General features: G+C 43.8%; 17 protein-coding genes. 15 read left to right on the top strand and 2 right to left on the bottom strand.

The window, feature by feature from the left end; translation table 11 throughout:
- The first annotated feature begins 518 nt into the window (after positions 1-518).
- The 15 genes from rpmH (at position 519) to nhaC (ending at position 16,545) form a co-directional block, all read left to right on the top strand.
- A complete protein-coding gene (rpmH, locus tag NL111_RS10025; protein ID WP_002829327.1) occupies positions 519-653 on the top strand; it encodes a 50S ribosomal protein L34 in 135 nt (44 codons plus the stop codon).
- Between the two features lie 103 nt (positions 654-756).
- Positions 757-1,116: a ribonuclease P protein component gene (gene rnpA, locus NL111_RS10020; RefSeq protein WP_002829328.1), complete on the top strand. Its 360-nt coding sequence runs from the start codon at positions 757-759 to the stop codon at positions 1,114-1,116.
- Entirely contained in the window at positions 1,116-1,955 is an 840-nt protein-coding gene (yidC, locus tag NL111_RS10015; protein ID WP_002829329.1) for a membrane protein insertase YidC, read from the top strand. Before rnpA ends, yidC begins: the two co-directional genes overlap by 1 nt.
- Before the next feature lie 256 nt (positions 1,956-2,211).
- Entirely contained in the window at positions 2,212-3,606 is a 1,395-nt protein-coding gene (mnmE, locus tag NL111_RS10010; protein ID WP_002829332.1) for a tRNA uridine-5-carboxymethylaminomethyl(34) synthesis GTPase MnmE, read from the top strand.
- Between the two features lie 15 nt (positions 3,607-3,621).
- On the top strand, positions 3,622-5,529 hold the full coding sequence (mnmG, locus tag NL111_RS10005) for a tRNA uridine-5-carboxymethylaminomethyl(34) synthesis enzyme MnmG (protein ID WP_002829334.1): 1,908 nt from the start codon (positions 3,622-3,624) through the stop codon (positions 5,527-5,529).
- Positions 5,530-5,927: 398 nt separating this feature from the next.
- Positions 5,928-6,674 carry a peroxide stress protein YaaA gene (gene yaaA, locus NL111_RS10000; protein ID WP_285110593.1) on the top strand — a complete coding sequence of 249 codons (747 nt, stop codon included), beginning with the start codon at positions 5,928-5,930 and terminating at the stop codon, positions 6,672-6,674.
- 184 nt (positions 6,675-6,858) lie between these two features.
- Complete coding sequence (locus tag NL111_RS09995; protein ID WP_285110263.1) at positions 6,859-7,599, top strand: GntR family transcriptional regulator, LSA1692 subfamily; 741 nt, start codon at positions 6,859-6,861, stop codon at positions 7,597-7,599.
- Positions 7,599-8,924: a Sapep family Mn(2+)-dependent dipeptidase gene (locus NL111_RS09990; protein WP_285110262.1), complete on the top strand. Its 1,326-nt coding sequence runs from the start codon at positions 7,599-7,601 to the stop codon at positions 8,922-8,924. The genes NL111_RS09995 and NL111_RS09990 overlap by 1 nt, the downstream gene beginning before the upstream one ends.
- Entirely contained in the window at positions 8,921-9,877 is a 957-nt protein-coding gene (locus NL111_RS09985; protein ID WP_063504794.1) for a glycosylasparaginase, read from the top strand. Before NL111_RS09990 ends, NL111_RS09985 begins: the two co-directional genes overlap by 4 nt.
- 18 nt (positions 9,878-9,895) lie before the next feature.
- The gene (locus tag NL111_RS09980; RefSeq protein ID WP_002829340.1) at positions 9,896-10,420 is read left to right on the top strand and encodes a GrdB-related putative oxidoreductase; all 525 of its coding nucleotides are present in this window, start codon (positions 9,896-9,898) and stop codon (positions 10,418-10,420) included.
- A 28-nt stretch (positions 10,421-10,448) separates the two neighbouring features.
- Entirely contained in the window at positions 10,449-11,762 is a 1,314-nt protein-coding gene (locus tag NL111_RS09975) for a PTS sugar transporter subunit IIC (RefSeq protein WP_002832648.1), read from the top strand.
- Positions 11,763-11,960: 198 nt separating this feature from the next.
- Positions 11,961-12,539: a signal peptidase I gene (gene lepB, locus NL111_RS09970; protein WP_002829343.1), complete on the top strand. Its 579-nt coding sequence runs from the start codon at positions 11,961-11,963 to the stop codon at positions 12,537-12,539.
- Between the two features lie 71 nt (positions 12,540-12,610).
- On the top strand, positions 12,611-13,009 hold the full coding sequence (locus tag NL111_RS09965) for an HIT family protein (protein WP_285110261.1): 399 nt from the start codon (positions 12,611-12,613) through the stop codon (positions 13,007-13,009).
- A gap of 361 nt (positions 13,010-13,370) precedes the next feature.
- Positions 13,371-14,837, top strand: coding sequence for a cardiolipin synthase (gene cls / locus NL111_RS09960; RefSeq protein WP_036668439.1), 1,467 nt, complete (start codon positions 13,371-13,373; stop codon positions 14,835-14,837).
- A gap of 316 nt (positions 14,838-15,153) precedes the next feature.
- Entirely contained in the window at positions 15,154-16,545 is a 1,392-nt protein-coding gene (gene nhaC, locus NL111_RS09955; protein ID WP_285110260.1) for a Na+/H+ antiporter NhaC, read from the top strand.
- Here the strand turns inward: nhaC and NL111_RS09950 are convergent.
- Both NL111_RS09950 and NL111_RS09945 read right to left on the bottom strand, forming a co-directional pair.
- Complete coding sequence (locus NL111_RS09950; RefSeq protein ID WP_285110259.1) at positions 16,530-17,495, bottom strand: SGNH/GDSL hydrolase family protein; 966 nt, start codon at positions 17,493-17,495, stop codon at positions 16,530-16,532. The genes nhaC and NL111_RS09950 overlap by 16 nt on opposite strands.
- A 14-nt stretch (positions 17,496-17,509) precedes the next feature.
- Entirely contained in the window at positions 17,510-18,076 is a 567-nt protein-coding gene (locus tag NL111_RS09945) for a DNA-3-methyladenine glycosylase I (protein ID WP_053906300.1), read from the bottom strand.
- Positions 18,077-18,116 lie beyond the last annotated feature (40 nt).

The raw sequence follows: 18,116 nt of genomic DNA, 5'->3' as shown, positions 1-18,116 counted from the left end.
TTTTTATTCCTCCAAAATTTTTAGCTCATTCAGTTTATCATAAAAAAAATCGGTTTTCCACAGGGGTGTGGAAAACTAAATGGTGTAAAATAACAGGCTGTGAGTTGGGTTTTCCACAGGCTGGGGAAATGACGCATTCTTAAAACCAAAAGTAGAGTTGTGAACACCAACTTGTGGATAAAAGATGCTGTAATAACGGCGTTAATTGGACATATCCACAGATTTCCACAAGGTTGTGGATAACTCTATAAACAGGTTGTGATTTGTGAAAATCGCTGCGAAAAAGCCTGTGTAAAATCGAAAATAACTAAAATGGTTATCCACAATTTAATCGACAAACTAACGCTCTGTTTGTGGATAATTTTTTTCCGTTAGGTTTTATTTGGTGGTTTGCTTTCTATGGCAAATGTGCTATTATGTTAAGGTAATTGTTTTAAAGGACATAAACTGATTTATCGAGAATCAACTTAAGATATAAAAATTCAGTATGTGTATTTTCGTTCAGGAGGTGGACCATAATGAAACGAACATATCAACCAAAGAAACGTCATCGTCAACGCGTTCACGGCTTCCGCAAACGCATGAGCACGAGCAACGGCCGTAAAGTTTTAGCACGTCGGCGTCAAAAAGGTAGAAAAGTATTATCTGCATAATAAGGCCACTGATCCCAGTGGTCTTTTATTTTTATTTTCTAGAGACAAGCTAACGGTTTTTACATATAATATGTGATAGTGAATGAGATTGTGGTGAGGAATTATGCGAAAGTCATATCGAATAAAGAAAGAAAAAGAGTTTCAAGAAGTTTTTGAAACCCGAAATTCATTTGCAAATAAGAAGTTCGTTGTTTACGTAATGGACAAACCTGGGCAACCACATTTTCGGGTGGGGATTTCCGTAGGTAAAAAAATCGGTAATGCGGTAATGCGTAATTATATGAAGCGCCGAATTCGGCAAAGTATCTTGGAATTCAAGCCCCTTTTGCGTTCGGACGTTGATTTTTTAGTAATTGCTCGCCCACAAGCTTCAGGTTTACCAATGAAAGAAGTTAAACGCCAGTTGGAACACGTTTTTAAATTAGCTGGACTGTTTGCTTCGAAACAAAGTGAGGAAGAATAGTGAAACATTTAAAACGAAATTTGGCTTTGCTGAGTGTGGTAGCGCTCTCTTTCATATTAACGGCATGTAGCACCGCACCAATTACCAGTCACAGTACCGGTTTTTGGGACGGCGTAATTGTTTACAATTTTTCGAAATTTATTATTTACCTTTCGAAAATTTGCGGAAATAACTATGGTTGGGGAATCATCGTGTTCACCGTCTTAATCCGGATCATCATTTTACCGCTGATGATTTACCAAACGAAGACTTCAATGAAGACGGCTGAACTTCAACCCAAGTTAAAAGAGCTCCAACAGAAGTACTCTTCACGCGATGTTGAAACCCAACAAAAGCTTCGTGAAGAACAACAAAAACTCTATGCTGAAGCAGGCGTTAACCCAATGGCGGGGTGTTTGCCATTAATCATTCAGTTGCCCGTAATGTACGCTTTGTACGCGGCGGTAAGCCGAACACAGGTATTAAAAGAAGGAACCTTCCTATGGTTGCAGCTTAACGATAAGGATCCTTACTATATCTTGCCAATTTTGGCGGCGTTCTTTACCTTCTTAAGTACCTGGCTTTCAATGAAGGCCCAACCAGCGGGCGCACAAAATGGAATGACTTCGGCAATGACCTTTGGGATGCCATTGATTATTTTGATTACGGCACTAAACTTCCCAGCTGCGATTACTTTGTACTGGGTAGTTACGAACCTCTTCCAAGTGGGGCAAACGTTGGTAATTCAAAATCCATTTAAGATTCAAAAAGAACGGCAAGCTAAGTTACAAGCCGAAAAAGCAAAACGAAAAGCAATTGAAAAGGCTAAACGTAAGGCAATGAAGAGTAAACGAAAATAGTTCGTGAACTTCAATTGTAGTTACAAAAGCTGGGTTGAACGTCAATTTACCGGTGTCGGTGAGTTGGCGTTTTTTATTAGCAAGCGTAAAATAAAGTAATTGACAAACAAAAACGAAACTTTTATGATATATGCGTATGAATTGAATATGATGAAGTAGTGAAAGTGCTTTGTCCATCTGACGTCGTCTATTGACGATTATTTATTTAGGTGGAATTGCGCTTTTTTTATTGGAAATAGAAAGGACGATATTAGCGATGCCAAGTGTTTCAACGGAATTTGATACAATTGCGGCAATTTCGACGCCTCCTGGGGAAGGCGGGATTTCGATCATTCGGATTAGCGGAGTTAACGCGTTAAAAGTGGCTAGTCAAATTTACCGGGGCAAGGACCTCGCCAAAGTAGCTAGTCATACGATTAACTACGGGCACGTTGTGGATCCCGCTACTGACGAAGAAATTGACGAAGTTATGGTTTCGGTAATGCGTGCTCCACACACCTATACCAAAGAGGACGTAGTCGAAATTAATTGTCACGGCGGGATTGTGGCAACGAACCGTATTTTACAATTAATTCTTGGATTAGATGCCCGATTGGCTAAACCGGGCGAATTTACCGAACGGGCCTTTTTAAACGGACGAATTGACCTGTCCCAAGCAGAAGCGGTTATGGATTTAATTCGTGCTAAAACCGATCAGTCGATGAAGGTGGCTTTAGACCAACTCGACGGAAATCTTTCCCATTTAATTAAAAATTTGCGGCAAGACATTTTAGATGTTTTAGCTCAAGTTGAAGTTAATATTGATTATCCTGAATACGATGATGTTGAAACGATGACCACGCGATTGTTAAAAGAAAAGGCGATTGAAGTTAAAGCCAAGGTCAACCAGCTTTTAGCAACGGCTAAGCAAGGTAAGGTGTTGCGTGATGGTTTAGCAACGGCAATCATTGGCCATCCTAACGTGGGTAAATCAAGTATATTGAACCACCTCTTGCATGAAGATAAGGCGATCGTTACCGACGTGGCCGGAACTACCCGGGACGTAATTGAAGAATACGTGAATGTTCAAGGGGTTCCCCTTAAGTTAGTTGATACAGCTGGAATTCATGAAACTGAAGACAAGGTCGAAAAAATCGGGGTTGATCGTAGCCGGAAAGCCTTACAACAGGCAGACCTAGTAATTTTGGTGTTAGATAGTAGCGTACCATTGCGCGATGAAGATCGGCAGTTACTTGATCAAACTGCAAACATGCAGCGGATTGTAGTTTTAAATAAGACTGATTTACCAACTAAAATTAACTTAAATGAACTTCAGAAATATGCTAGCGAAGCAGAAATCATCAAGTCTTCGGCGGTAGCACCTTTGGGAACCAAGGATTTGGAAGACCGAATTGCGAAGTTATTCTTTGCGGGCAGTATCGAAAATAGTTCAAATAACGTAATGGTTACTAACGCCCGGCACATTGGGTTGTTACAACAAACCGTGACTGCTTTAGATTCCGTACTAGACGGGATTGAAGCAGGCATGCCCGTTGATTTAGTTCAAATTGATATGACCCGGGCTTGGGACCTACTCGGCGAAATTACCGGCGATAGTTATCAAGATGAGTTGCTAGACCAATTATTTAGTCAATTTTGTTTAGGAAAATAAATTTGGAGTTGAAGAATGTTGGAAGTAAAACAATATGACGGCCGCGATTACGACGTGATCGTGGTAGGGGCCGGCCATGCGGGATCCGAAGCGGCTTTAGCAGCGGCCCGGATGGGCAACAAGACCCTTTTAATGACGATTAACCTTGATATGGTGGCCTTTATGCCATGTAACCCGTCGATTGGAGGACCCGCAAAGGGAATTGTCGTGCGGGAAATTGACGCTTTAGGCGGTGAAATGGGTCGCAATATCGATAAAACTTACGTTCAAATGCGGATGTTAAATACCGGGAAAGGCCCAGCAGTGCGGGCATTACGTGCCCAAGCTGATAAGCATGCCTACCACGCCGAAATGAAAAAGACGATTGAAGCAGAACCTAACTTAACGTTACGTCAAGGCATTGTAGATGATTTAATTGTCGAAGACGGGGTCTGCAAGGGAGTAATTACCAATACCGGGGCGCGCTACCACGCAAAAAGCGTTGTGCTAACTCTTGGAACCGCCGCACGCGGTAAAATTATCATTGGGGAATTACAATACTCTTCGGGACCAAACAACTCCCAAGCAGCTTTAGAGTTGACGAAGAATTTAACTGAAAAGTATCATTTTGAATTAGAACGGTTTAAGACGGGGACCCCACCCCGGGTTGATGGCGGAACGATCCATTATGCCGAAACCGAAGAACAACCTGGTGATGAGGAACCCAACCATTTTAGTTTCCAAACTCCGGATAGTAAGTATTTGGAATTAAAGAATCAATTGTCGTGTTGGTTAACCTACACCAACGAGAAGACGCACGAAATTATCCGGGAAAACCTCAGTCGAGCACCCATGTTTTCCGGAGTAATTGAGGGCGTGGGACCACGTTATTGTCCTTCAATTGAAGATAAAATCGTACGCTTCGCGGACAAGGACCGCCACCAACTCTTCCTTGAACCTGAAGGCCGGAAGACTGACGAATGGTACGTTCAAGGACTTTCGACGTCGATGCCAGAAGAAGTGCAGCAACAAATTTTGCACTCCATCAAAGGGTTAGAGGACGCAGAAATGATGCGCCCTGGTTACGCTATTGAATACGACGTGGTGGCTCCTTATCAATTAAAGAACACTTTGGAAACGAAGTTAATTAAGAACCTTTACACCGCGGGTCAAACTAACGGAACTTCTGGTTATGAAGAAGCAGCCGGACAAGGTTTAATTGCGGGAATTAACGCAGGTCGTCGGGCACTCGGACAGGAACCCTTTACGCTAAAACGCAGCGATGCCTATATCGGAGTAATGATTGACGATTTGGTTACTAAGGGAACTAAGGAACCGTACCGCTTGTTAACTAGTCGGGCAGAATACCGGTTAATTTTGCGGCATGATAACGCCGATTTACGGTTAACTGAAATGGGTCACGACCTTGGTTTGGTTAGTGAAGAAGAATATGCGGCATTCTTACAAAAGAAGGCGGATATTCAAGATGAACTTCACCGTTTGGAACAAATTCGCATTAAGCCTGGTCAAGTAAAGGAATTTTTGGAGTCTAAAGGATCCCATGGCTTAAAGGATGGTGTTCTGGCAGCCGAATTCTTGCGGCGTCCGGAAGTTACCTACGCAGATTTGCTGAAGTTCATTCCAGCTTCAGAAAAGCAACTCGATCGCCGGGTAGTTGAACAGGTGGAAATTGAAATTAAGTACGCCGGCTACATCAAGAAAGCCCAAGAACGAGTTGACCGGTTGAAGAAGATGGAAGCTAAGGTAATTCCTGATCGAATCGACTATAACGCGATTAGCGGGTTAGCAACTGAAGGACGGCAAAAGTTAGAAAAAATTCGGCCAACCACGATTGCGCAAGCTTCTCGGATCAGCGGAGTAACTCCTGCGGATATCGCAATCTTGAGCGTTTATATTCAGCAAGGAAAAATTGCGAAGATTTAATTAAATAAAAGGCTGAGAAAAACTAAAAAACACTTGGGCGCTTTGACTTTAATTATGGTTAAAACGTGCATCAAAAATCAGTTTATTCCGCTTAACCTAAAATTGGGGTTGTGACAAAAGTCTTTAAACAAAAAACGGTTCATGAGGTAAAACTTCCTCATGAATCGTTTTTATTTTGGCGTTTTGACTTCAATAGAGCCAAAACGTGTGCCAAAAGTCAGTTTGTTCCGCTTAACCAAAAATTGACCATCATGCCAAAATCAGGCACAATGGTCAATTTTCAGTTAATGCTCGCAAACTACCCGATTTTTGGCACACATTCTTTTTGTTTTACAGTTCCACGTGAAACAAACGCGTCGAATTTGTTAGAATGAACTAAAGAGTGGTGAATAAATATCATAAAAATAATCATTGCGCCAGCTAAGCAAATGCAGGTGGATACGGATTCCTTTGCCGCCCTTAACCAACCGCGTTTTCTAAGCCAGGCCCAACAAATTGTTAATCGATTGAAAAAAATGAGCTTAAATGAACTTCAGCAGCTTTGGAAATGCAGTGATCGGCTAGCCGTAATCAGCTACGAAAATACGCGCCGACTTGATTTGTTACGCAACCAAACGCCCGCCGTGCTTGCGTATACTGGTATCCAATATCAAAACTTGGGTGCCGACTTAATGACTAGTCCGCAGCTTAACTATTTACAGGATCATTTACGGATTCTCTCAGGACTCTATGGAATTTTGCGTCCGTTTGACGGAATTGTGCCCTACCGGTTAGAAATGCAGGCCCGCTTACAAATTGCAGGTCAGCAAAATTTATACGACTTCTGGGGCGCCCAAATCTATCACCAATTATTTAAAGATACCGAAGTGGTGATCAACTTAGCGTCTAAAGAATATGCTCGGGTAATAGAGCCCTATTTACAAGCAGACCAACAGATGGTAACCTGCGTCTTTGGCGAACTAGTGAATGGTAAAGTAAGGCAAAAAGCTACCAAAGCTAAAATTGCACGTGGTGAAATGGTGCGATTTATGGCAGAAAATGAAGTTCAAAAGGTTGCGCAACTAAAGCAGTTTGCGCAGCGAGGCTACCAATTCTGCGAAGAATTATCTAGTGGTCGGCAACTGGTATTTTTAAGTTCAAATTAAGTTCCACGGCTTCTTAACCAATGAAGAAATTTAATGGTTAAGTAAGCCGTTTTTTTGTGTGGAGAAAGAAAAATAATACAGGAAATAAATATACCAATTTTCAGAAAGCGCTTGCAAATATGATAAACACAATGTAGTATATACCGTAAATCAAAACGGATGATTTGCGATGAGGAGCAAAAGAATGCCAAAAACAAAGTTTGAAAAAGTGGCGCAAAGCCTTGTGGAACGGATTCAGCAGGGAATTTATTCTAATATGCAGCGGTTACCTTCAGAATATCAACTTGCTGACGAATACGGGGTGAGCCGGCTGACGGTGCGGAAGGCAATTGAACGGCTGGTGACCGCCAAAATTTTGGTGAAGGATCCTGGAAAGGGAACTTACATTATGTCGACGAATTCGTCCAATAAGGTTGAAAGCGGCCGGATGGGTCTACAAAGCTTTACGGAAGCTGCCGAAACTTATGGCAAACAAAGCCAAACGCAGGTCCTTGATTACCAACCGTTGATTCGACCAGACCAGCGGGTGGAAGAAAAATTAAACTTACGTAATAACCCGCAACTTGAAGTTGATGAACTAGTGCGCCGACGTTTTTGGGACGATGATCCGATGACTATCGAAGACATCGTAATTTTACATAAGTACGTAGCCAATCATCAAAAAAACGATTTTAAGCATTCATTGTTTCAAATCTTGGCAGAAACGGTTGAAATTGCCTATTCCAACCAAGAAATCGAAGCCATTAAGGTCGACGAAAAGCTAGCGAAGTTACTGCATGTTCAGGAGGGAGATCCCATTCTATGCGTTCACTCGCTTACCTACACGGCAGATGGGCAACCAATTTTCTACGACACGTCTTATTACCGGGCCGATAAGTACACCTTTAAAACGACCCTGACTCGTTTGGAACAAGGAGGAAAATAATGGTGGTTAACCAAGAGTTTAAAGCACTGATTGAAGCACATTACGATGAATTTTTACGTGATTTAGCAAAGGTGATTGAAGTTCAAAGTGTCCGTGGGCCAGCTGAACTTCACGCACCCTTTGGGAAAGGTCCTCGCCAAGTATTAAGGGTGGCCGTGAAGTTAGCCGACCAGTACGGGTTTAAAACAAGCATTGTCAATGATGCCGTTGCGGTAGCACAGTGGGGTCCCGACACAAGCGACTACATAGGAATCGTTGGTCACCTAGACGTGGTCGCAGCTGGTGAAGGCTGGCAAAGCGATCCCTTTAAGTTAAATATTCGGGAGGACACCTTGTATGGCCGGGGTGTCTTAGATAATAAGGGGCCCATCATGGCGGTGCTGTTTGGGATGCATTTACTTAAAGAACGCGGATTTTATCCCCGGAAAACTTTGCGAATCATTTTTGGTAGCGATGAGGAAAGCGGGAGTGCGGACATCCCCCTTTATCTAAAGGAACAACCAGCACCCGAATTTGGATTTACTCCTGATTGTAAATTTCCAGCAGTCTATGGCGAGCGTGGAATTGTTAATTATGAAATTGATACCCCAATTAAGTTGGCAGCATTACAGCAAATTTCGACCATCACGGGTGACCAAGCTAAAGATCACGTTCCCGACCAACTTACAATTGAAGTTCAAAATCAATTGATTGAAGTTCAGGGAAAACGCAGCCCTTCTAACGCTCCAGAGCTGGGGGTGAACGCCATCATGCTCCTAGCCAAGGCGATCAAGAAGCGGGCTGAACTAGCCCCCGAACTGGTTACTTACTTTGATTGGCTTCTCGATAGTTTTGACCAACGTTACTTTGGCGAGGGGCTAGGGATAGATTTTCAAGACGAAGATAGTGGCAAATTGATGGTCACGCCCTACCTCCTCCAAAAAGTTGAAGGTGGCTTGAAGTTAAGTATTGCGATCCGTTATCCGGTGACCGTTACCGAAGAACAGGTTACCGCGGGACTTAAAAAAGCGATTCTTCCGGGAAGTGAGCTTCGGGTAGTTCGGCGGATACCCGGAACTATGCATGATAAAAATGATCCGCGGATAAAACAACTATCGGCAGTTTACGCAATGGTTACCGGGCAAGATGGAACTCCCGTAACCACGACGGGAGCGACCTACGCCCGGGCGGTACCTAACATTATTGCTTTTGGGCCATCGTTCCCCGGGCAAAAAGGGATTGCACATATACAAGACGAGTGGATGACCAATCATGATTTGAAGTTAAACATGGAGATTTACATGAATGCCATGGTAGGTTTAGCAAAAATGGAGGAAAAGAAATGACAAATTGGGCAACGATTGCCACCTGGCGAATGGCACACGACGGAGTTTTGAAAGCCAGTGAAATGCTGAAAGAAAATGCAAGTGCGGGAGATGCCGTTGAAAGTTTAATCAACGTAGTCGAAGAATATCCCTACTATAAATCGGTGGGCTACGGCGGGTTGCCAAACGAAGAAGGAGTGGTCGAAATGGACGCCGCCTTTATGGATGGCGACACCCTCGCTCAGGGCGCGGTAGGAGGCATTCGCCACGTCCTCCATGCGGTTTCGGTGGCTCGGCAACTAAGTCACGAACACTTCAATAGCTTTCGGGTCGGTGAGGGCGCCACAAAGTATGCATTGGTGAACGGGTTTGAAATGCGTAACATGCTGACCGACCGGGCAAAGCTTCGTTGGCAAAAACGTTTAAAGGAAATTCAAGAGGCCCAAATTAGCCCATACGACGGGCACGATACGATTGGCGCCCTCACGCTTGCACAAAGTGGTTCCATGGCGGCAGCCACTTCCACATCCGGGTTATTTATGAAAAAAGCGGGACGGGTTGGCGATTCACCGCTTTCGGGGTCCGGTTTTTACGTTGACAGTGAAATCGGTGGTGCTGCAGCAACTGGATTGGGTGAAGACATCATGAAGGGATGCATTTCCTATGAAATCGTTCGACGAATGGCAGAAGGCGAAACGCCACAGGACGCCTGTGATCACGCGGTGTACCCGTTCGTTGAAAAACTAAAGCGCCGTTATGGCAAGGCGGGTGAATTCTCATTAGTTGCGTTGAATAAGAACGGCGAGTGGGGAGTAGCTACCAACGTCGAATTTACCTTCAGCGTAGCTACGGCAACCAGTGTGCCCCAGATTTTAATTGCCCACCCTGCCGAAAACCAAACGACCCGGATTGAACCCATTACGCAGGAATGGTTGGACGCTTATGAAAAACGAATTAAGGCACCCATTAAATAAATCAAAGGAGGGGATTTTTTGAAAGTCATCATTATTTTAGACCAAATTCAAGCGGGACTAGGTGGTAAGGAACGCGCTGACACCCCATTAGGCGGCAAAAAAGTTGCGTTGGGAAGCGCAGAAACTACCGCGAAAGCTTTGGCAAAGGTAGACGGAGAAGTCATCGGTACTTTCTATTGTGGAACGGATTATTACCGGGAACATCCGGAACTAGTTCAGGAAAAGTTCACCAAAATGGCCGCTAAGATGGCCGCCGATGTGGTTATAATTGGACCGACTTACGATTACCCAGAATTTTCGCAAATGGCTTGCGAATTGACCGCGGCGTTTCAAAAGGATACTACAATTCCCGCACTACAAGCGACGGCATTGGAAAAGAACGCGGCCATTATTGAGCAGTATAAGGATCACTTGCTAATCGTGAAAATGCCTAAAAAGGGTGGTACGGGATTGTCGGTAGCAATTGATCACCTTGTAGAAGGGTGCGTACTGGCGGCTAATCGTGAAGATTTAACCGCCTTTAAGAACCAGTACTGTTACTAAATTTAAAAGCAAAGGGGGCTTGGAAGATATGCAGAAGAAATTTGAACAAGTATTAATGCCGTTAGCATCTAAGTTGGGAAACAACGTGGTTTTAAAGTCTTTGCGGGATGGATTCTTAATCATCACGCCATTAATCATCGTTACCTCCATTTTCCTGCTAATCGGCAACTTTCCCATTCCAGGCTGGGAAAGTTTTTGGACAAGGATTTTAGGCGAACACTGGACGGAATGGTTTAGTGCGGTTTCCAATTCGGTATTTAGTTTCACCGGAATTTTATCCTGTATGGGCATTGGTTACGCTTATGGAAAGAACCGGGGGCTCGAGGCCATCCATTCCGCGGTAGTTGCCTTAGTTTCATTCCTCATTTTGACCCCGACTTCGTTTACGGTTGGTAAAACGGCGGTAAGCGCGGTACAAACCATGTACGTAGGACCTAACGGAATTTTCTTAGGGATTTTCATTTCAATTGTCAGTGTGGAAGTTTACCGGTTTGCCGTGAAGCACCATTGGACAATTAAAATGCCTGATGGTGTTCCACCAGCAGTAAGTCAATCGTTTGATGCGTTAATTCCGAGTGCGTTAGTAATTTTGCTATTTTTCTTAATTCGGATCGGTTTTAGTATTTCTAGTTTCGATACCGCATATAATTTTATTTATACCTTGTTACAAGCACCGCTTAAGCACGTAGGAAACTCGTTGCCATCAGTATTGCTATACAACTTCTTAGCGAGTTTGCTTTGGGTGTTTGGGATTAACGGACCAACCATCACTAATTCGGTTTGGTCACCGATTTTCTTTGTCCTTACCCAGGACAATTTGAAGGCTTTCCAAAACCACCTTCCGCTCCCACACATTTATACGCAACCCTTTATTGATATTTTTACGACCTACGGAGGCGGCGGAAGCACCTTGTCGCTTTTGATCGTTATGTTTGCGGTTTGCCGTTCCAAACGGATTCGGGAGTTAGGCAAATTGGCGATTCTACCAGGAGTGTTTGGAATTAACGAACCGATTATTTTTGGTCTGCCAGTAGTTTTAAATCCGATTATCGCAATTCCATTTATCATCGTGCCGGTATTGAACACCTTCATCTCGGGAGTGGTATTCACCCTCGGATGGGTGCCACGGACTAACGGGGTTTTACTGCCATGGACGACACCGCCAATTATTTCGGGCTGGCTCGCTACCGGAAGCTGGACCGGGTCCCTACTACAACTAGTGGAGATTATTTTAGGGATTATTATCTATTACCCATTCGTGAAAATGCTGGATCACCAGTACCTAAAGGAAGAGGATATCGCGTTAGGGCAGGACTTAGACATTGACTTTGACGAAGTGTGATTGAAGTTCAGATTTAACTGTTTAAGCAAATTCTGAACTTCAATTTAAGTTAAAAATACCCGAATATAACAGTTATATTTCAAAAAGATATAGAAATATCAAAATTTGGTTTCAAAACTAAAAATCTTAAGACAACTAGGATACTTTGGGCTACAATTAAAATTATTAAGTCGTATGAGATAGTCTGGAGGAGAGTTAATGAGGTTTTTAAGGGATTGGGTTTTACCGATCGTAGTTGGTTTATTAATTGCTTTTCTTGTTAAAACTTACTTGTTCCAAATCGTAAAGGTTGACGGTTCGTCAATGCAACCTAACTTACAGGATAGCGAACGGGTGCTAGTTTGGAAACAAGCCAAAATTAAACGCATGAGCGTAATTGTGTTTGACGCCCACGGAGAGGATCCGGCGGCTACTCAACCAGTTGATTACGTGAAGCGGGTGATTGGGGTTCCAGGCGACACGATCAGTTATAAAGACGGTAAGCTTTACGTAAATGATAAAGAAGTTCCGCAAAAGTTTATTGACGAGGAACAACGCACAACCGGAACGGGAAATTGGACGCTCAGCTCGATTGCTAATAAATATGGTTGGGCAAAGAATCCGGTAAAGGTTCCAAAGGATTCCTACTTTGTTTTAGGTGACCACCGTAGCGTTTCTAACGACAGCCGTTATTGGGGATTTGTAAAGAAGTCGAAGGTGATGGGCGTCGTGAAGGTGCCGTTCTGGAGTCATGATGAAAAAGCGAAAAAGAATATCAACGATTTAGCTGTTGAATAACTTAAAGCAGGTTGAAAGTCCCCTTTTAACCTGCTTTTTGTGTACAATGGGACTGAATGGAGGGACCGCATATGAAAACCGACCCAAACTGTGTATTTTGCCAAAAAACGGAGGCAGATTACATTGTGGAAAATGAACTGGCTGCTTCCTTTCTGGATTTTTACCCAGTAAGTAAGGGCCACACGTTGATCATTCCAAAACGGCACGTCCGTCAAATTTGGGATGTCACTGCCGAAGAGCGGAAGGCCATCTGGGATTTAATTGAACAAAACAAAGCGATTCTAGATGAGAAATACCACCCGGACGGCTACAACGTGACTATTAATTCCGGAGCGGCCGCGGGACAAAGTGTTTTTCATTGTCATATTCATTTAATCCCCCGGTATTGGAGCAAAGATCCGCAGCGTAAGCCGGTACCAGCGCAGTATTTAATTCCTAATAAACGCCCCCAATTTAAAGGAATGGATTAACTGCCAAAAGATTAATCAGTATAAATAAAAATAGGCAGACCAGTTGCTAGAGAACTACGCAAAATTTGGTCTGCCTGTTTTTTAAACACAAAAAAAGCGTCTCACTAAGGAGACGCATACAGGTAATAAGTAACTGGTCTTGAGACCCTTCATTCACCTTATGGGGGGAGTAAATGAAAAAGTTATCTATGCTTAGTACTATAGAAGTAAAATGTGAAGAAATTGTGAATTTTTGATTGCTACGAGATTACATTTTGTCGGATATTTGATTACATATGAAATAATCAATGGGGTAATATAAAAAATCACTTTTATTTTCCAAAGGAGATAGTATGATAAGGCATAGGATTAATATGGGGGGATGGCATTGCAGATTTTAAAATGGATTGTTGATGGGGTTTTAATACTAAACGTGGCGGGAGCTTTATATACGGTTTTTAGACAGCGTCGGGATATTGCCGCGACTTGGGCCTGGCTATTGGTACTATGTTTTTTGCCATTATTTGGATTCGTTATTTACGCCTTTGTCGGTCGCAAGCTGCCGGAAAATAAATTATTTCCGTTAAAAAGCAAAACACGCTTGGAATTAGACCAAATTATGGAACATCAACGTAAGGAGTTAAAGGAAACGACTTTAACAGCTGCTGATCAAGTGGTTAAAGAGTCAGCAGGAATGGTACAGTTCTTTTCGCGGACGGATTACGCGTTTTTGACGCGCCGTAATAACGTCAAAATCATCACTGACGGACACGCGTTGTTTGAGGACATGTTTGCGGAAATTAAAAAAGCCCAAAAACATATTCACGTTGAGTTTTATACAATTTATGACGACCAAATCGGAAATGATTTGCGAAAGTTGTTAGAACAAAAAGCTAAAGAAGGCGTGGAAGTAAAGGTGCTTTGGGACTCGTGGGGTTCGATGGGCACCAAGCGGAGCTTCTTTAAGAAGTTAAACGAGCTTGGCGGACAGGCTTTTCCCTTTTTGGGAACGCGTTCAGCGTTAACCGACTTTCGATTGAACTTCAGAGATCACCGCAAAATCGTGGTGATTGACGGCAAAATCGGCTATGTCGGTGGCTTTAATGTTGGCGATCAATATTTAGGACGTAAAGAAAAATTTGGTTATTGGCGGGATACCCATTTGAAAATTGTCGGTTCGGGAGTTTATAGTTTACAATCGCGCTTTATTTTAGATTGGAACGCTACCGACCGCGCGCATCCGATAAGTGAAGAATTTAAACCAGGATCGGTTTACTTCCCCGTTGCGGAGGTTAAGGGGCATACCAGTTTACAAATTGTGTCTAGCGGGCCGGATTCAGACATTGAAAAGATTAAGATGGGTTACTTGAAGATGATTAACGCGGCGAAGAAGTCGATTTGGATTCAATCGCCATACTTAATCCCGGATGATAGCGTATTGGATGCCTTGCGATTGGCGGCAAATTCGGGAATTGACGTGCGCATTATGGTGCCGTGCAAACCTGACCACGTCTTTGTGTACCGCGCGACCCAGTACTACGCTTGGCAATGCGCAAAGTGGGGGATCAAGGTTTATTACTACAATAACGGTTTCCTACACGCGAAAACGATGGTGGTTGATGGAAAGGTATCGTCAGTGGGCTCCGCAAATTTAGATTTTCGAAGTTTTAAACTTAATTTTGAAGTTAACGCCTTCATGTACGACGAAAATATTGCTCACCAATTAGAAGAAATATTCTTGAACGACATTGAAAATTCTAGTTTGCAAACGGTGGGCATCTTTAACCGCCAATCACGCTGGCTGAAGTTCAAACAGACTTTTTCACGGCTCTTGTCGCCGATTTTATAAAGGTTGGGATTTGACGTTTGAAAATGGACATGATAGGCTAGCTACAATAAATTAAAGCGCAATAACTTTCACATTAAGTAGCGGATAATCTGGGTGTCAGGAAGTCGGTGGTTGCTGCGAACCGATCAGGATTATTGCGGCGAAATACCGTGGAATAGTTTTGTTAAGAACGGCTAATAACTAGAACCGTTATCATCTAGTGAGTGAGACTGTCCCCTAGGGAGGGTCTAATTTGGGTGGTACCACGGTTAATTCGTCCCGGTTGTATTTTAAATACAACCGGGATTTTTTATTAGCTAAATTAAGGAGGAAGAGGATGCAAAAGGTAAAGACACGGGAAGCAAGTTTAGTTTTGATTGTCATGTTGGCAATTTTAGGAACCGGCGTGATTAAGTGGGGGTTGTCACCCCAAACACCGGTACTCTTAGTATTAGGATTATTAACGATTTGGGCTAAAATACGGGGGTTTAGCTGGCAAGCGATTAACGATGGAATTAAATCGGGGATCGAAACCGGGATTATCCCGATTTTCATCTTTATCCTTGTAGGAGCGTTAATCAGCGTTTGGATTGCGGCCGGCATCATCCCAACGTTGATGCTCGTAGGTTTTAAAATGATCAGTGTAAATTGGTTCATCCCTTCCGTCTTCGTAGTCTGCGCATTGGTGGGGACTGCCGTCGGATCGGCGTTTACGGTGATGTCGACCGTGGGGATCGCGTTTTTTGGAATGGGGATGACGATGGGCATTAACCCAGCGTTAGTTGCTGGAGCAATCATTTCCGGAGCGGTTTTTGGCGACAAGTGCTCGCCGCTTTCTGAATCAACTAACCTCTCCGCGGCGGTGGTCGATGCCGATTTATTTGATCATATTCGCAACTTGATGTGGTCAACGTTGCCAGCCTTTGTGGGAGCGTTAATCTTGTTTGCTATTTTTGGTGCAGGGGACGCCCAAAATGCTGACATTAGCAAAATTCAGCATACTGAATCAGTTTTACAGGCCCATTTTGCAACCGGCTGGTGGGTTTTGATTCCAATTATTTTAATGTTTGTTTGCGCTTGGCGCCGAGTTCCGGCAGTTCCCACCCTGTTCATCAACATTGGGGTGTCGGTAGGTTTAATTTGGCTCGAACATCCGGCTACTTCCGTGCAGCACTTAGCTAAAATTATTGAAACTGGCTACGTTGCTCACACTGGTAACCTAGAGGTGGATCAATTACTAAGTCGGGGCGGAATTGCCAGCATGATGACCACCGTCTCCTTGATTGTGGTGACCTTGTCACTAGGCGGCGTGCTCGTTCATTTAGGATTGATCAACCAGGTCATGGAACCAATTGCGCGAGTACTAAATAGCGACGGCAAATTGATTTTAGCAGTGGTTCTTAGTGCGATGGGAGCCAACCTCTTGATTGGAGAGCAGTTTTTATCGGTAATTCTGCCAGGAAAAGCCTTCAAAGCGACCTTTAAAAAAGCCGGCTTAGCAAACGTAGCGCTAAGCCGGGCTTTGGAAGACGGGGGAACCGTCATTAATTACCTAGTACCTTGGGGCGTGGCGGCGACGTTTGCGGCAAATACGTTCCACGTAGCCACGTTGGACTACTTGCCATTTGCCTTTTTTAGCCTTTTGTCGCCCGTTTTCTCAATCTTGAGTGGTTTCACCGGGATTGGGTTAAAACGAAGTAAGGCAAGTTCTAATCAAACCCAGCCGTGAATCTGTAACCAGTCCAGCAGTTGGCGACTGAGAACTTGCGATCCGGCCACGTCGGGATGAACTTCATCCGTAGTGGAATATTTCCAAGTAGCGGTCGGAATTACGGTGAAATTAAACGTTTGTGCGATGGTTTTGATCGTTTTAGCATGGCTCTGGTTTAACGGAATCATCACGAAAATTTGAGCTTCATTGAACTTAAATTGAACTTCCTTCATAAAGGCAGTGAAGTACATTTCAAATACTAGAGTATCGAATTGCCAGTCGTTGGTGCCTAAGTTAATAAAAACAAATTTAGGTTGGAAATCAGGTGCCGGAGTTTCGTAATCTACGTAGTTAATAAAACGGGGCGCGGCAGGAACCCCGCCCGTGCCGTAACGAATAATTCCGGCTGCACTGTAAGCGACCCGATAGTCTTCCCAATTTAATTTACGGGAAACTAGTGCTGCGTAGTTGAGGTCGGCGCCGTAGCCGCGAGAAGGAACTTTTTCACGTACCCAACATCCCGCCGTGATGGAATCGCCAATCCAAGCAACCAAGGGCCCAGCAGGTTTAACTGCGTGCATTTGGCCACCCGCAGAAGGATGGACATCGGCAAGCGTTAAACCTGCTGAAGAAGTCCAAACCTCGTCTTGGTCGGTATTACCAGTGAAATAAAGGTGCACGACGTGTCGGGATTTTGAACTTAATTGAAGTTCAAAGCGGGGCTCGTTAAGTTCAATCAGTCGAGGCTGATCGTCAACAAAAATCGTGACGGTTTGCGGGATGGTGAGGTCCGGAAGTATCCATTCCAAAATCACGCTCGCAGCATTTTGAACTTCAAAGGTCACTTGAGCACCCAAGTTGGTGGTGTACATCACCGAATGATTTGTAAACTTTTTAGGAACCCACCGGCCAATAAAATAAAGATTGGGAATGGTGCCGTTTGCGGACGTGGGGATTAGTCTTTCCATTAGCAGAGCCCTCCTTAGCCGGGGTTATACATGCATTCAATTTCATGATCGTTGATCAAGCCGATTGCTTGCATGAATGAGTAAATGATTACCGGCCCCACAAATTTAAACCCGCGCTGTTTTAAATCTGCAGAAATTTTTGCTGAAAGCGGGGTGTGCGCGTGGATTTCTTCCGGAATCCGGATGTGGTCGTTGATTTGCCGGCCATTAACAAATTGCCAAATATATTTATCAAAGCTGCCAAACTCCGCCTGGACCTGCATAAAGGCCTGAGCGTTCGTAATGGTGGCTTTTAATTTACCGCGATGCCGTAAAATAGCTGGATTTTGCATAAGCTTTTCCACGTCAGCATCCGTCATTTGGGCAACCTTAGCGACCTCAAAGTTAGCGAAGGATTCTTTGAAGGCAGCCCGTTTATTAAGGATTGTATTCCAACTGAGCCCAGCTTGATAGCCTTCTAGTGAGAGCATTTCAAACATGTAACGGTCGTCGTGAGAAACTTGGCCCCATTCGTTAGCGTGGTAAGCTTGCATCAGTGGGGAAGCGTTCCGAGCCCATGTACAAATAAAATTATTTTCCATCATAAATCTCCATCCTAAAAGAAAAATGCCAAGAACGAAG

The sequence above is a fragment of the Pediococcus sp. AC40 genome (genome assembly GCF_030252485.1).
Lineage (GTDB): Bacteria > Bacillota > Bacilli > Lactobacillales > Lactobacillaceae > Pediococcus > Pediococcus acidilactici.
The sequence above is the reverse complement of the archived record's forward strand: the minus strand, read 5'-3'. Positions and strand labels throughout refer to the sequence as shown.

What these genes read in the sequence shown, in the direction of transcription:
- rnpA (WP_002829328.1), top strand. Translation starts at nt 757, where the DNA reads ATGCGAAAGTCATATCGAATAAAGAAAGAAAAAGAGTTTCAAGAAGTT.
- NL111_RS09945 (WP_053906300.1), bottom strand. Translation starts at nt 18,076, where the DNA reads ATGGAAAATAATTTTATTTGTACATGGGCTCGGAACGCTTCCCCACTG.
- NL111_RS09950 (WP_285110259.1), bottom strand. Translation starts at nt 17,495, where the DNA reads ATGGAAAGACTAATCCCCACGTCCGCAAACGGCACCATTCCCAATCTT.
- NL111_RS09975 (WP_002832648.1), top strand. Translation starts at nt 10,449, where the DNA reads ATGCAGAAGAAATTTGAACAAGTATTAATGCCGTTAGCATCTAAGTTG.
- mnmE (WP_002829332.1), top strand. Translation starts at nt 2,212, where the DNA reads ATGCCAAGTGTTTCAACGGAATTTGATACAATTGCGGCAATTTCGACG.
- cls (WP_036668439.1), top strand. Translation starts at nt 13,371, where the DNA reads ATGGCATTGCAGATTTTAAAATGGATTGTTGATGGGGTTTTAATACTA.
- NL111_RS09985 (WP_063504794.1), top strand. Translation starts at nt 8,921, where the DNA reads ATGACAAATTGGGCAACGATTGCCACCTGGCGAATGGCACACGACGGA.
- NL111_RS09995 (WP_285110263.1), top strand. Translation starts at nt 6,859, where the DNA reads ATGCCAAAAACAAAGTTTGAAAAAGTGGCGCAAAGCCTTGTGGAACGG.
- NL111_RS09990 (WP_285110262.1), top strand. Translation starts at nt 7,599, where the DNA reads ATGGTGGTTAACCAAGAGTTTAAAGCACTGATTGAAGCACATTACGAT.
- lepB (WP_002829343.1), top strand. Translation starts at nt 11,961, where the DNA reads ATGAGGTTTTTAAGGGATTGGGTTTTACCGATCGTAGTTGGTTTATTA.
- rpmH (WP_002829327.1), top strand. Translation starts at nt 519, where the DNA reads ATGAAACGAACATATCAACCAAAGAAACGTCATCGTCAACGCGTTCAC.
- NL111_RS09965 (WP_285110261.1), top strand. Translation starts at nt 12,611, where the DNA reads ATGAAAACCGACCCAAACTGTGTATTTTGCCAAAAAACGGAGGCAGAT.
- nhaC (WP_285110260.1), top strand. Translation starts at nt 15,154, where the DNA reads ATGCAAAAGGTAAAGACACGGGAAGCAAGTTTAGTTTTGATTGTCATG.
- mnmG (WP_002829334.1), top strand. Translation starts at nt 3,622, where the DNA reads ATGTTGGAAGTAAAACAATATGACGGCCGCGATTACGACGTGATCGTG.